The 12,716-nt window shown below is 72.3% G+C and carries 9 protein-coding genes; 4 read left to right on the top strand and 5 right to left on the bottom strand.

What is annotated here, in order from left to right:
* Positions 1 to 13: 13 nt before the first annotated feature.
* From ABZ463_RS10545 to glnA, 5 genes are all read right to left on the bottom strand, one after another.
* Positions 14 to 1,102, bottom strand: coding sequence for a hypothetical protein (locus ABZ463_RS10545; RefSeq protein WP_362775225.1), 1,089 nt, complete (start codon positions 1,100 to 1,102; stop codon positions 14 to 16).
* Between the two features lie 74 nt (positions 1,103 to 1,176).
* Positions 1,177 to 4,158 carry a bifunctional [glutamine synthetase] adenylyltransferase/[glutamine synthetase]-adenylyl-L-tyrosine phosphorylase gene (locus ABZ463_RS10540; RefSeq protein WP_362775339.1) on the bottom strand — a complete coding sequence of 994 codons (2,982 nt, stop codon included), beginning with the start codon at positions 4,156 to 4,158 and terminating at the stop codon, positions 1,177 to 1,179.
* A 102-nt stretch (positions 4,159 to 4,260) separates the two neighbouring features.
* Positions 4,261 to 4,986, bottom strand: a complete 726-nt coding sequence (locus tag ABZ463_RS10535; protein WP_362775222.1) for a type 1 glutamine amidotransferase — start codon at positions 4,984 to 4,986, stop codon at positions 4,261 to 4,263.
* 86 nt (positions 4,987 to 5,072) lie between these two features.
* A complete protein-coding gene (locus ABZ463_RS10530; RefSeq protein ID WP_352008798.1) occupies positions 5,073 to 5,798 on the bottom strand; it encodes a hotdog fold domain-containing protein in 726 nt (241 codons plus the stop codon).
* A gap of 397 nt (positions 5,799 to 6,195) precedes the next feature.
* On the bottom strand, positions 6,196 to 7,557 hold the full coding sequence (gene glnA / locus ABZ463_RS10525) for a type I glutamate--ammonia ligase (protein WP_352008797.1): 1,362 nt from the start codon (positions 7,555 to 7,557) through the stop codon (positions 6,196 to 6,198).
* 480 nt (positions 7,558 to 8,037) lie between these two features.
* Here glnA and ABZ463_RS10520 point away from each other — a divergent pair, with 480 nt between their 5' ends.
* The 4 genes from ABZ463_RS10520 (at position 8,038) to ABZ463_RS10505 (ending at position 12,714) form a co-directional block, all read left to right on the top strand.
* Positions 8,038 to 8,904 carry a hypothetical protein gene (locus ABZ463_RS10520; protein WP_362775218.1) on the top strand — a complete coding sequence of 289 codons (867 nt, stop codon included), beginning with the start codon at positions 8,038 to 8,040 and terminating at the stop codon, positions 8,902 to 8,904.
* 35 nt (positions 8,905 to 8,939) lie between these two features.
* Positions 8,940 to 9,452, top strand: a complete 513-nt coding sequence (locus ABZ463_RS10515; RefSeq protein ID WP_362775215.1) for a hypothetical protein — start codon at positions 8,940 to 8,942, stop codon at positions 9,450 to 9,452.
* A complete protein-coding gene (locus tag ABZ463_RS10510; protein ID WP_362775212.1) occupies positions 9,452 to 10,573 on the top strand; it encodes a terpene synthase family protein in 1,122 nt (373 codons plus the stop codon). The genes ABZ463_RS10515 and ABZ463_RS10510 overlap by 1 nt, the downstream gene beginning before the upstream one ends.
* 170 nt (positions 10,574 to 10,743) lie before the next feature.
* Entirely contained in the window at positions 10,744 to 12,714 is a 1,971-nt protein-coding gene (locus tag ABZ463_RS10505) for a sensor histidine kinase (protein WP_362775209.1), read from the top strand.
* Positions 12,715 to 12,716: the final 2 nt, after the last annotated feature.

Raw genomic sequence — 12,716 nt, 5'->3', positions numbered from 1 at the left:
CACCCTCCATTTATCAACTCGAACGGCTGCCGCGGATGCCGGTGAGCCTGCGCAGGATGTCCCACCAGAAGGAGGCTCCGAACAGCAGGGCGAACACCGTGATCAGATAACCGGGCCAGTGGCCGATCGTGGTCAGACGGCTCCACCAGGCGCCGGCGTCGAAGGTGAAGGAGGGACCGGAGTCGCCCGCGGGGATCGTCACGCTCATCACCGCGTGGTCGAAGATCTTGACCAGCGCCGGAGAGCTGAAGACCTCGGTCACACAGGAGTACGGCTCGACGGACCCCACGACGGCGCACCTGTCCCTCAGGGAGTCCTTCAGCTCGGCCGTGCTCTCCCCACCGCCCGCGATGGCCGCGACCGCGGCCCGGTAGGCGTTGTCCCGCAGCAGGGTCTTGCCGTACTCCAGCGAGTCCATGCTGAACAGCAGGGTCAGCGCCACGGCCAGGGTGAAGACCACCCACTTGACGTAACGACGGTAGAGCCGCGACAGCCGCTGCATCTCCCCGTCGAACCAGTCCTCCACGCCCTTGCGGAACCTGCCCATGTCGCGCTGGGCACCCTCCCAGACACCCCTCAGATGTCCGGCGAGCGGGCTGCGTACGGCCTCCAGCTTGGCGATCAGCCCCTCGACGCCCTCCTTCTCCGCGGCGACCAGTTCGAGCAGCGCCCAGGCGAAACGCTCGGGCGGGATGTCGGCGATGCTGGTCCTGGCACCCTCGGGACGGTCGATCTCCTGCAGGCGTTCGTAGAGCCGCTTGGTCATGTCGACCGCGGGCGCGGGCGCCTCCGTGGCGAGCACCACCTCGGGATCGACCGGCACGGGCTCCACCACCGGCGGCGCGGGCTCGGGATCGTGCACGGGCCTCGGATCGTGCCTGGAGAAGGGGAGCCGCGCGAAGACGTCGAGGACCTTCGACGGAATCCACGAGACGCCCTTGCCCCGCCCGCCGTCGAGCGTGTCACGAAGATAGGCCCACAGGAACTTGCTGCGGATGCCGAGCAGTCTCACGATGGCCTCGTTGACACCGCTCACCAGGAGCGACAGCAGCAGGAAGGCCAGCACCAGGCCGATGGCCAGGTCAACGTATACCGATATCACAGTAGATCACCCGCACCGTTGATACACGTCCGTCCCTGGAGGCGCAACAACATCACCGGAAACCGGTAAAACGCTCACTCGCCGTAGAACACGCGTTCCATGACCAGACGGGCGCGGCGGGTGACCCGGCGGTAGTCCTCGACGAGGTCCCCGCTGTCGTCGGGCGGATAGCCGAGGGTGCGGGAGATGAGGGCGCGTTCACGGACGTCGACCGGGATGGAGTCCGCGGCCCTGCCCCTGACCAGCATGATCGCGTCCCGGACGCGGGAGGCGAGCCGCCAGGCCCCGGCGAGCGCGGCCTCGTCCGCCTCGGAGAGCAGCCCTTCGGCGAGCGCGGCGCGCAGCGTCTCCAGGGTCCGGGTGGTCCGCAGCGACGGCAGCGGCCCCGCGTGACGCAGCTGCAGCAGCTGCGCCACCCACTCGACGTCCGACAGGCCTCCCCTGCCCAGTTTGGTGTGCAGGGCGGGATCGGCTCCCCGGGGCAGCCGTTCCGCCTCCATCCTGGCCTTCAGTTTGCGGATCTGCAGCACCGCCGCGTCGGGGATGCCCCCGGCCGGATAGCGCACCGGGTCGGCCAGGGCGAGGAACTCCGCGCCGAGCGCGGCGTCCCCGGCGGAGAGGCGGGCGCGCAGCAGCGCCTGGGACTCCCAGGGGGACGACCAGCGCCCGTAGTAGGCGGCGTAGGAGGCCAGTGTGCGCACCAGCGGCCCCTGACGGCCCTCGGGGCGCAGGTCGGGGTCGATGAGCAGCGGCGGGTCGGGGGCGGGCAGCGCCAGCAGGCGGCGCAGCTCGTTGGCGACCGCGAAGGCCGCCTCCGTCGCCTCCCGTTCCGCCGCCCCCTCCAGGGGCGAGTGCACGAACATCACGTCGGCGTCGCTGCCGTAGGAACATTCGAGGCCGCCGAGACGGCCCATCGCGATCACCGCGAACCTGGTGGGGAGCGGGGTTCGCCGCTCCATCTCGACCTTGCCGATCGCGGCGTCGAGCGCGGCCTGGACGGTCACGTCGTTCAGCGCCGACAACGCCTGCCCCACCCGCTCCACGTCGAGGAGCCCCGACAGGTCGGCGGCGGCCGTACGGACGAGTTCCCTGCGCCGCAGCCCGCGGGCGGCGGCGACCGCGCTCTCCGCCTCACCCGGGTAGCGCCCGACGGTGGCCCGCGCCTCGGCCAGCAGCGCCTCCGGGGGCCGGGGGGCCAGGTCGGCGTCCGAGCCGAACATCGCGACCGCCTCCGGGGCGTGCAGCAGCAGGCCCGTCACGTAGCGGCTGGTGCCCAGCAGCCTGGCCAGGCGTGAGGCGACGGCGGTCTCGTCGCGCAGCAGCCGCAGGTACCACGGGGTCGCGCCGAGCCTGTCGGAGACCTGGCGGAAGCCGAGCAGGCCCGCGTCCGGGTCGGGGGCGTCGGCGAACCAGCCGAGCATGACCGGCAGCAGGGTCCGCTGGATCGCGGCCCGCCGGGAGACCCCGCTGGTCAGCGCGCTGATGTGGCGCAGCGCCCCGGCCGGGTCCGCGTAGCCGAGCGCCTCAAGACGGGCCTGCGCCGCGGAGGTCGAGAGCCGGTCCTCCGACTCGGGCAGCCGGGCCACGGCCTGCAGCAACGGCCGGTAGAACAGCTTCTCGTGCAGACGCCTGACCTCCATCGCGTGCCGCCGCCACCGGACGGTGAACTCCCCGACCGGATCGACGGTCATGCCCAGCCCGCGCCCGAGCCGCCGCAGGTCGCCCTCCCCCTCCGGCACCACGTGGGTACGGCGCAGCCGGTAGAGCTGGATCAGGTGCTCGACCCGGCGCAGGAAGGTGTAGGCCTCGGCCAGCGCCCTGGCGTCGTCCCTGCCGACGTAGCCTCCCCTGGACAGCGCGGCCAGCGCGGGGAGCGTGGCGCGGCGGCGCAACAGCGGGTCGAGGCGGCCGTGGACGAGCTGCAGCAGCTGCACCGCGAACTCGATGTCGCGCAGCCCGCCGGGCCCGAGCTTGATCTGACGATCCGCCTCGTCACCGCGCACGTGGGCCTCGACCCTGCGGCGCATCGCCTGCACGTCCTCGACGAACCGGTCCCTGGTGGCCGCCTGCCAGACCATCTCGTTCGTCATCGAGACGTACTGCTCGCCCAGTTCGAGGTCTCCCGCGACGGGGCGGGCCTTCAGCAGCGCCTGGAACTCCCACGTCTTGGCCCAGCGGCGGTAGTAGGCGCGGTGGCTGGCGAGGGTGCGCACCAGCGGCCCGGACCTGCCCTCCGGACGCAGCGCGGCGTCCACCTCCCACAGCGCCCCCTCGGGGGTGCCCGCCGAGCAGACGTGCATCATGCCCTGGGCCAGGCGGGTGGCCAGCCGGATGGCCTCGGTCTCCTCCGCGCCCTGGCGGGGTTCGGCCACGAAGACGACGTCCACGTCGCTGATGTAGTTGAGCTCCCGCGCCCCGCACTTGCCCATGCCGATGACGGCGAGCCGTACCGTCCCCGGGTCGGCGTGTTCGGCCCGGGCCACGGCCAGCGCCGCCTCAAGCGCGGCTCCCGCCAGGTCGGACAGCTCGGCGGCGATCTCCGCGAGTGAGGCCTGGCCCAGGACGTCACGGGCGGCCAGGCACAGCAGGCGGGCCCGGTAGGCGACCCGCAGCGCGACCAGGGTCTCGGTGCCGGTGGCCGCCGCCCTGGGTTCGGGGTCCGCCGGGTCGGCGCCGACCGCCCGTAGCAGGCAGGCACGGAGTTCGGAGGCGGCGGGACGCCTCAGGTCCCGCGTGCCGTCCAGCAGGTGCCGGTGTTCCGGGTGCCTGACCACGTGGTCGCCGAGCGCGGCGCTGACCCCGAAGACGCCCAGCAGGCGCGCCCGCAGGACGGGGTCGGCGGTGAGCGCCTCGACGGCCTCCTCGTCCCGTTCGGCCAGCCGGTTGAGCGAGGTCAGCGCCAGGTCGGGGTCGGCGGTCGCCACGAGGGAGTCGAGCAGCGGGTCGAGCAGGCCCGCCTCGCGCGCCGCCCGCGTGCCCAGTTCGCCGAACAGCCGGTCCGCCCTGGCCGCGTCGGCGAAACCGAGCCTGGCCATCCGTCCCGCGGTCGTCTCCATCCGGGGCACGGCGCTCACCCTCCCTCGTCCACGGTCACCGGGCACGGGTGTGGCCTTCCCCGATCACCGCCCCGTCATCCCCGCCCGGTACGGCCGCGCCGGTCAGCCGGCGGCGTCCGTGCCTTCCCCGGCGGACTCCACGACGGCCGCGAAACGCCGGGCGAAGGTCCGCCAGGTCCGGGTCAGGTCCTCCTCGGCCGCCTTGACCCCCGCGTTGAGCTCCTCGACCGAGTGGCCGAGCCCGGTCAGGTGGTCGGCGGAGTGGCCGGTCCAGTCGGTGAAGACCTCGACATCCGCCTCCGGGTGGAACTGCACCCCCCAGGCCCTCTCGCCCAGGCGGTAGGCCTGGTTGGGGTAGGGGTCGCCGACGGCGAGCGGCACGGCTCCCTCGGGCAACCGGGTCACCGCGTCACCGTGGTACTGCACGGCGGGCACCGGGCCGAACCCGGTGAACAGGGGATCGTCGGCGGCGGCGGGGAGGGGGACGACCTCGGTGACGCCGACCTCAAGGCCGTGCTCACCGCGTTCGACGGAGCCGCCGCAGGCGAGCGCCATCAGCTGGGCGCCCAGGCAGACCCCCAGGGTCGGCACGCCGTTCTCGACGGAGGACCTGATCAGGGCGCGGGTCTCGGGCAGCCAGGGGAAGCGCTCGTCCTCCCAGGCCGCCGCCGTCCCGCCGAGCACGATCAGGCCGTCCCGCGCCCGCCGCGGGATCGGCTCTCCAAGGTGGGGGCGGACGACCTCGCACTCGGCGCCGCTGTCGGCCAGCCATCCGGCGAAGGCGCCCAGGCCCGCTCCGGCTTCGTTCTCGACGACGGTGATTCTCATGCCGCAATTATCGGCGAAAGCCGTACCAGACCCCATATCGGTCTTCAATGGGATACGGGGGGTGCGGCCCCCGGTCCCGTACGACCTCAGGCGGAGGTGATCCAGACGGCCTTGGCGGCGGCGACCAGGGTGCCGTCGACCTCGTAGACGGCGCTCTCGCCGAAGAGCTTGCGGCCTTCGCGGCCCGTGGCGCGGGCGACGACGGAGTAGGTGCCGCCGGGGTAGACGCGCCGCTCGACCTTGGCGGTCAGCCTGCCGAGCAGGGCCGACTCACCGGGTCCGAAGTGGGCCCAGCCGGTAGCGCAGTCGAGGGCAGCCCAGACGAGCGCGTCGGGGACGACGCCGTCCTCGTCGGTGACGGTCATCGGCACCCGCCAGCCCGCGGCGACCAGCTCGCCGCCGGACACGGCGCCGGGGAAGATCCGCAGGCCGTCCCCCGGGTCGCGCAGGCCGCAGACGAAGCAGCCGGGGAAGGGGTGGCCGGTGATCCCGGCGAAACCGCTCTCAGCGCGGGCGGCCTCGTTGAAGGGCACGAAGTCGGGGGCGTTGAGCCGCTCGGCGACCGGGATGGCCTCGACGAGCAGGGTCTCCCCGTCGGTGAGGGTCGCGCTGTTGGCCAGGTGCCGCAGGGAGAGCTCGGTCTCCAGCGGTGTGGGGGCATGCAGTGTGACCTCGACGGCCGAGTCGTGCCGGGCGCCGTGCGACGCCTGGGAGACCGTACCCGCGATCCATCCGCCGTTCGCTGAGCCCTCGGGCCCACGGAAACGCGCCGGGACGGTCACCACGGTCTGCAGCTCGGCAGCCGTTGTCATACGGCACCTCCTAATCGCCCTTTACGGCGATTTGTCCTCGAAAAATCCCTATAAATGGACCGACTGATTTTACCGGAGCCGCCACGGGACCGGCGAACCAGGTGACGGTGACGAGCGGATCAACGGCGCCTTGCCACCCGCCGTCCTGAGGGGAACCGCGGGGGGCGCGTCCTTGCCGACGAGTCTTTCGGGGACGGCCCGCCGGTCGTCGCCGCGAAACCTCGCCCGGCCCGCGCCCCGCGGACCGGCCGGTCGCGGGCACGCCGAAGCAGCCCGCATGATCGGGGGTCACAGGGTACGGGCGCCGGAACCGCCCGCGCGCTTGAACCTTACCGCGCCCGGGACGCCCCCGCGTGAGGCAGGTGGGGTACGGCCCCCTGCCGCACCCCGGAGACCGTCACAGCACCGGAAGGTAGCGACCCAGTTCGAACTCGGTGACCTGGCGGCGGTACTCGCTCCACTCGGCGCGCTTGTTGCGCAGGAAGTAGTCGAAGACGTGCTCGCCCAGGGTCTCGGCGACCAGTTCGCTGCGCTCCATCACGGCGATGGCCTCGTCGAGCGACTGCGGCAGCGGCTGGATGCCCAGCGCCCGGCGCTCGGCCGAGGTCAGCGCCCAGACGTCGTCCTCGGCGCCGGGAGGCATCTCGTATCCCTGCTCGATGCCCTTCAGGCCCGCCGCGAGGATCACCGCGAAGGCGAGGTAGGGGTTGCAGGCCGAGTCGAGCGAGCGGAACTCGATGCGGGTCGAGCCGCTCTTGTGGGGCTTGTACATCGGCACCCTGACCAGGGCGGAGCGGTTGTTGTGCCCCCAGGAGATGTAGCTCGGCGCCTCGCCGCCCGCCCCGGCGATGGCCTCGGCGCCGCCCCACAGCCGCTTGTAGGAGTTGACCCACTGGTTGCAGACGGCGGTGATCTCGGCGGCGTGCGCGAGCAGCCCGCCGATGAAGGACCGGCCGACCTTGGAGAGCTGGTAGTCGGCCCCCGGCTCGTAGAAGGCGTTGCGGTCTCCCTCGAACAGCGACATGTGGGTGTGCATGCCGGAGCCGGGGTGCTCGGTGAACGGCTTGGGCATGAAGCTCGCCCAGATGCCCTGCTCCAGCGCGACCTCCTTCATGACCAGCCGGAAGGTCATGATGTTGTCGGCCGTGGTGAGCGCGTCGGCGTAGCGCAGGTCGATCTCCTGCTGACCGGGGGCGCCCTCGTGGTGGCTGTACTCGACCGAGATGCCCATCGACTCCAGCATCATGATCGCGCTGCGCCGGAAGTCGTGTCCCGAGCTGTGCGGGGTGTGGTCGAAGTAGCCGCCGTCGTCGATCGGCTCGGGCCGCCTGCCCGCCTCCGGCCTGTCCTTCAGCAGGAAGAACTCGACCTCGGGGTGGGTGTAGAAGCTGAAGCCCATGTCGGAGGCCTTCGCCAGGGTCCGCTTGAGCACCCAGCGCGGGTCGGCGTGCGACGGTGAGCCGTCCGGCATGAGGATGTCGCAGAACATCCTGGCCACACCGGGTGTCTCGCTGCGCCAGGGCAGGATCTGGAAGGTCGAGGGGTCGGGCTTGGCGAGCATGTCCGACTCGTAGACGCGGGCGAAGCCCTCGATCGCCGAGCCGTCGAAGCCGATGCCCTCCGCGAAGGCCCCCTCAAGCTCGGCGGGGGCGATGGCGACCGACTTCAGGAACCCGAGCACGTCGGTGAACCACAACCGGATGAACCGGATGTCGCGCTCCTCAAGGGTACGGAGAACGAACTCCTGCTGGCGGTCCAAAGCCTCTCTCCTCCACTGCCGAGGCCGACACGGTGCACGTCTGCGGGCACACGCCTGGCCTTCTACCAGTCTGCCCGCTCAGTGTTTCGGACACGTTACGGAGAAGGCGGCGAGACGCCGTTTCGCCCCTTTCCTGCCCTTCCTGTGTCACCCGTTGTGTCCCTTCGTGCCCCCGCCCCCGCCGTACGGCCCCGCGGAGGCGGCGAGAGGTCGCCGCGAGAGCGGGACACGCCCGGCGCGAGAGGTACTGGAACCTGCGGTGACCAGGCGAAACAATGCGGGCCACCGGCCCGCGCGCACCGGCGGGCCGGGATCGGGGACACCGTACGGCCGATCATCCGAACGGCCGTCCCGATGGCCCGCGGCGGCCGCGCCACGGCGAGGTGGGACACCCCGGGCCGTGACGGGCTCCCGGCTCCGCCCTCCGGCGGCCCCGCCCTCGCACACCACGTCCCGCCGACGTCCTTCTGGGGGAGAACGATGCGTACCCGGCTCAACGCGCCACGGGGGGCGGTCCCGCCCGGAGTCCCGCTCAGAGAACGGCTGGCGGCGCTGTCCGCGCCCTGCCCCATGCACCCGTCCGCGCACCGGATCGAGGCGGCGGTCATCGACTGGGCGCGCAGGACCGGCCTGGACGCCGACCCCGCGGAGGAGGTCCACCGGCTGGCCGGGCGGGCGTTCGCCCGGCACGACACCGGCACGGCCACGCTGTTCGCCCGCTGGCTGACCCTGCTGACCCGGCTGCGCCGCCAACCCGCGGCTCTTCCCGGGGTGCTCGCGGTCGCCGGGGGCGGCGAGCCGGGGCACGCTCCGGTCGAACGGGCCTTCGCCGACCTGTGGGGGTCCTGCGCTCCCGGGATGAGCCGGAGGTGGCGCGAGCGGTTCGTCTCGGGGCTCGCCGTACCGGCCGGGGCGGGGTTCGGGCGGCAGCTGCTGGACCTGGCCGAACCGTGTCTCGGGGTCGAGGTGCCCGCCACGCTCCAGGAGAGCCGCCGATGGCGCGCGGCGACCGAGGCGGGCGGTGACGTGGTGACCTGGTGCGACGCCCTGCTGACCGGTCGCCTGCCGGTCGTGGCCGCCCCGTCCTCCCCGCCCGTTCCTCCGGTTCCCGCCGCGCGGGCGGAGGCCTTCCCGCAGGGCGCCCAGGCCCGGGCGGTCGACCGCGTGGTCGAGCGCATGGAGGAGTTGTGGGCCGCCGCCCGCGTCCTGCCCCCGCTCGTCGGACGCCACGGCCTCGGCCTGGACGCCTCCCGTGAGGTGATCCAGGTGGCCTGTGCCTTCTTGACGATTCCAAGGGCTTACCTGGAGGGACTTCTGGAATCCCGTCGCTATCGTCACCTAGAGTAACCGCCTGTGTCCCACAAGTAACGTGGAGGTGTAGGATGAGCACAGAGCTTCTCAAGAGCAGGTTGGATCATGCCTTCGGGCAACTGGACGCCGATGGCAACGGGCGGGTCGAGCGTGACGACCTACTCGGCCTGGGTGCCCTGATCCTGGTCGGTTTCGGCGAGTCGCCGACCTCGGCCGCGGGCAGCAAACTGGTCGACGGGTTCGAGTCGGTCTGGCGAGCCCTCTCCGGTGAGGTCGGCGACGGCGCCATCTCCCCGGAGGAGTTCAGAACCGGCATGTCCTCGGTCCTTTCCGAGGACGCGCGGTTCGACGCGGTGCTCCGCCCCGCCGCGGAGGCGGTCGCGGAGATGTGCGACACCGACGGCGACGGTGTCGTCGAGGCAGCCGAGCTCCGGCTTCTGCTGAGCGCGTTCGGCGCCCCGTGCGGTGAGGCGGAAACCGCCTTCGAGCGGCTGGAGCACGAGCGCGGGGTCTCGGTCGGCGAGCTGGTCGAGGCGACCAGGGCCTACTACACGGTCCCCTCCCGGCCCGGCGGTTCGCTGTAGTGTCCGTCATCGACACGGCGACCAGGACCGGTGGACGGGCCTCCTCGGTCGCCGCGGCTCTGCTGCTGCCCCTCGTCGACCGGGTTCCGGTCATGGCCGCCCCGTGCCGCATGCACGCCTCGATCGACCGGATCACGGCCTCACTGGCGGACTGGACCCGCGAGATCGGGCTTGAGACTCCCGTGCTCGCGCGCTTCGACCGGATGGCGGGCCGCGCCTTCGCCGGGTTCGGCACCGATTCGACACTCCTGTTCGCCAAATGGCTGACCTGGCTGTTCCACTTCGACGACGAGTGGGACGAGAAACCCGCCGGGCGGGCGGCCGGGATCGTGGAGGCCACCTTCTCCCGTCTGGTCCGCCACACCGCGGAGGCCGTCCACGGTGAGACGCAGGCGGCCAGAACGGCCATGACGGCGTCGCTCACCGCCGCACGGCCGAGGCCTGCGGCACCGGTCATGACGCGGATCCCGTCCCCGCTCCCGGTCAGGACGCCGAGGCCGGAGGGGGTCTCCCCGGTCGAGGCGGCCTTCCGCGACCTGTGGGGGGCGACCGCCCCCCGGATGAGCCGCCGCTGGCGGGAACGTTTCGCCCACGGGCTGGCGGCCCAGGGGGCGGCGTGCCGTACCGAGGCGGAGAACCGGTGCGCGGGGCGGGTGCCCTCGATCACGGAGTACCCCGTGCTGCGCAGGGGAACGGTCGGCCCCTACCTGTTCGACCTGGTCGAACCGTGCCTGGGGGTCGAGGTCCCGGCCGAGCTGCGGGAGTGCCGGACCTGGCGGACGCTGGTCGACGCCTGCAACGACGTCACCGCCTGGTGCAACGACGTCGCCTCGCACCACAAGGAGCGGGCCAACGGTGACGTGCACAACTACGTGATGGTCGCCGCGCACGCCTTCGGCCTGTCCGACGCCGAGGCCGTGGCCTGGGTGAACGACCGGATCGCCGAGCGCTCCGAGGACCTGCGGGCCGCCGCGCGCCGGCTGCCCGGACTGTTCGACGAGTTCGGGCTCACACCCGTCGAGGCGAGGAACGCCAGCAAGGTCGCCTGCGCCTTCCTCACCGCGCCCAGGGCCCAGCTCGAATGGCTCCTTGAGTCAGAGAGATACGACGTCACGGCGTGAGGTTCGCGCCGCCCTCGCCCGCGTCCGCACCCGCGTGGCGAAAGGCGGCCTTCCCCTCACCCGGCGCGCCGGGGCGTGAAGGTGAGGTTCTCACGTTGATCATTGGTTGATTCTTTTGTGGTTCGTGCCGGTTAAGGTCCTTCTGAGCACGACATGGAAGGGCCGAGGCGATGCGCGGGCTGAGCCGGGTTTTCCCGACGGTGACGCCCGTCAGGGCGCGGATCTCGGCGGTACTGATCGCCGCCGTCTCCGTGGCCATGGAATGGGGCAACATCTGGGTGACGGCGCAACTGCCGCAGCCCTCCTACACGCCACTGCCGTTCGCGCCCGAGGACGTCACGGGCAGTGCCTTCCCGATCTTCGGGGCGCTGCTGGTGTTCCAGCGGCCCCGGCTGGTGATCGGCTGGCTGCTGTGCCTGGGCGGGCTGTGCTCGGCGCTGAACAGCCTGACGACGAACCTCGCGCTGCTGAACGCGGTCGGGCACCTCGGCCTTCCCGAGCAGATCTGGACGGTCGCCGGTGTGAGCGGGAAGCTCACGATCCTGCAGCTGGGTGTGCTGCTGCCGCTGCTGTACCCGGACGGGCGTCTGCCCTCCCGCCGCTGGCGGCCGCTGATCTGGTTCACCGTCGTCGTGCTGACCGTCGACACGCTGCGCGCCGAGTTCCTGATCCCTCAGACACGGGACCGTTCCACCTTCCCCTGGCAGGCCCATCTGCTGATGGAGTACCTCGGCAACGTGGCGATGGTCCTGGCCTTCGTCTCGCTGGCCGTACGGTTCCGGCGGGCGGGACTGGAGGAGCGCAGGCAGATCCTGTGGCCGCTGCTGGCGATGGCCACCGTGATCATCCCCTGGGTGGTCGGCAACCCCCTGTGGTGGCTGACCTCGTTCACGGTCCTGCTCATCCCCGCCGCGATCACCTTCTCCGTGCTGCGCCACCGGCTCTACGGCATCGACACACTGGTCACCCGGACGCTGGTCGGCGCGGGACTGGTCGGTGTGATCGGCGGCGTCTACATGGCGGCGGGCGCGGCCTCCAGCCTGTTCCTGTCCGACGTCTACCCGGTCGGCGGACTGCTCGCCGCGCTCTGCGCCGGGGCGTTCTTCCATCCGCTGCGCCGTCTGCTGCAACGCGGCGCGGACAACCTGCTCTACGGCAGCAGGGGCGACCCGGTGGCGCTGGCCGAGGGGCTACGGCGGCGCCTGCAGCGTGTCGATCCCGCCGGCGGGCTGGTCGCCGCGCTGGAGGTGCTCCGGGAGGGCCTGGCGGTGACCGGGGTCGCGGTGCGCTTCCCGGGCGGCGGGCCCGCGGAGGTGACGGTCGGCGAGCTGCGGGAGGTGGTGCGCGACGTCGAGCTGGTCTGGCACGGCGGGCACGTCGGCGACCTGCTGATCGGACCGCCCGGAGCCAGGCGGCTGCCCGCCGCGCACAACGGACGGGTGATCGCCGCGCTCACGCCGTACGTGGCCGACGCCGCCCACGCGGTCAGGCTGGTCGGCGCGCTGCGGCGCTCCCGCGAGCGGATCGTCGCCACCCGGGAGGAGGAGCGCCGCCGCCTGCGGCGGGACCTGCACGACGGGCTCGGCCAGTCGCTCAGCGGGATGGCCATGTCCATCACCATGGCCAGGCATTCGCTGCGCACCTCCCCCGAGGCAGCCGAACGCGTGCTCAGCGACCTTCGCTCCGGCATGGACGCGGTGACCAGCGACATCAGGCACCTGGTCTACGGCCTGCGCCCGCCCGCCCTGGACGACCTCGGGCTCGCCGGGGCCGTCAGGCAGATGGCGGGCCCCGGGGTCGAGGTGAGCGGGGAACCGGCCGGGCTGCCCGCCGCGGTCGAGGTCGCCGCCTACCGGATCGTCCAGGAGGCGCTCACCAACGTCCGCAAGCACGCCGGGGCCCAGGTGGTGCGGGTCGTCCTCGAACGGGTCGCACCGGACCGGGACGGGCAAGAGCACCTGAACGTCAGGGTGAGCGACGACGGCATCGGCCTGCCCGCGAGCAGGCGCTCCGGGGTCGGACTCTCGTCGATGCGGGAGAGGGCCGCCGAGCTCGGCGGCACCTGCGTGATCACCTCACCACCGGAGGGCGGGACGGTGGTCGAGGCGGTGCTCCCGTTGAACGCGAACGCGGAGACCTGATC

The organism is Streptosporangium sp. NPDC020145, from assembly GCF_040631275.1.
Taxonomy (GTDB): Bacteria; Actinomycetota; Actinomycetes; order Streptosporangiales; family Streptosporangiaceae; genus Streptosporangium.
This window is presented reverse-complemented; position numbering and strand designations above follow the sequence as displayed.

What these genes read in the sequence shown, in the direction of transcription:
- ABZ463_RS10540 (WP_362775339.1), bottom strand. Translation starts at nt 4,158, where the DNA reads ATGGAGACGACCGCGGGACGGATGGCCAGGCTCGGTTTCGCCGACGCG.
- ABZ463_RS10535 (WP_362775222.1), bottom strand. Translation starts at nt 4,986, where the DNA reads ATGAGAATCACCGTCGTCGAGAACGAAGCCGGAGCGGGCCTGGGCGCC.
- ABZ463_RS10530 (WP_352008798.1), bottom strand. Translation starts at nt 5,798, where the DNA reads ATGACAACGGCTGCCGAGCTGCAGACCGTGGTGACCGTCCCGGCGCGT.
- ABZ463_RS10520 (WP_362775218.1), top strand. Translation starts at nt 8,038, where the DNA reads ATGCGTACCCGGCTCAACGCGCCACGGGGGGCGGTCCCGCCCGGAGTC.
- ABZ463_RS10515 (WP_362775215.1), top strand. Translation starts at nt 8,940, where the DNA reads ATGAGCACAGAGCTTCTCAAGAGCAGGTTGGATCATGCCTTCGGGCAA.
- ABZ463_RS10505 (WP_362775209.1), top strand. Translation starts at nt 10,744, where the DNA reads ATGCGCGGGCTGAGCCGGGTTTTCCCGACGGTGACGCCCGTCAGGGCG.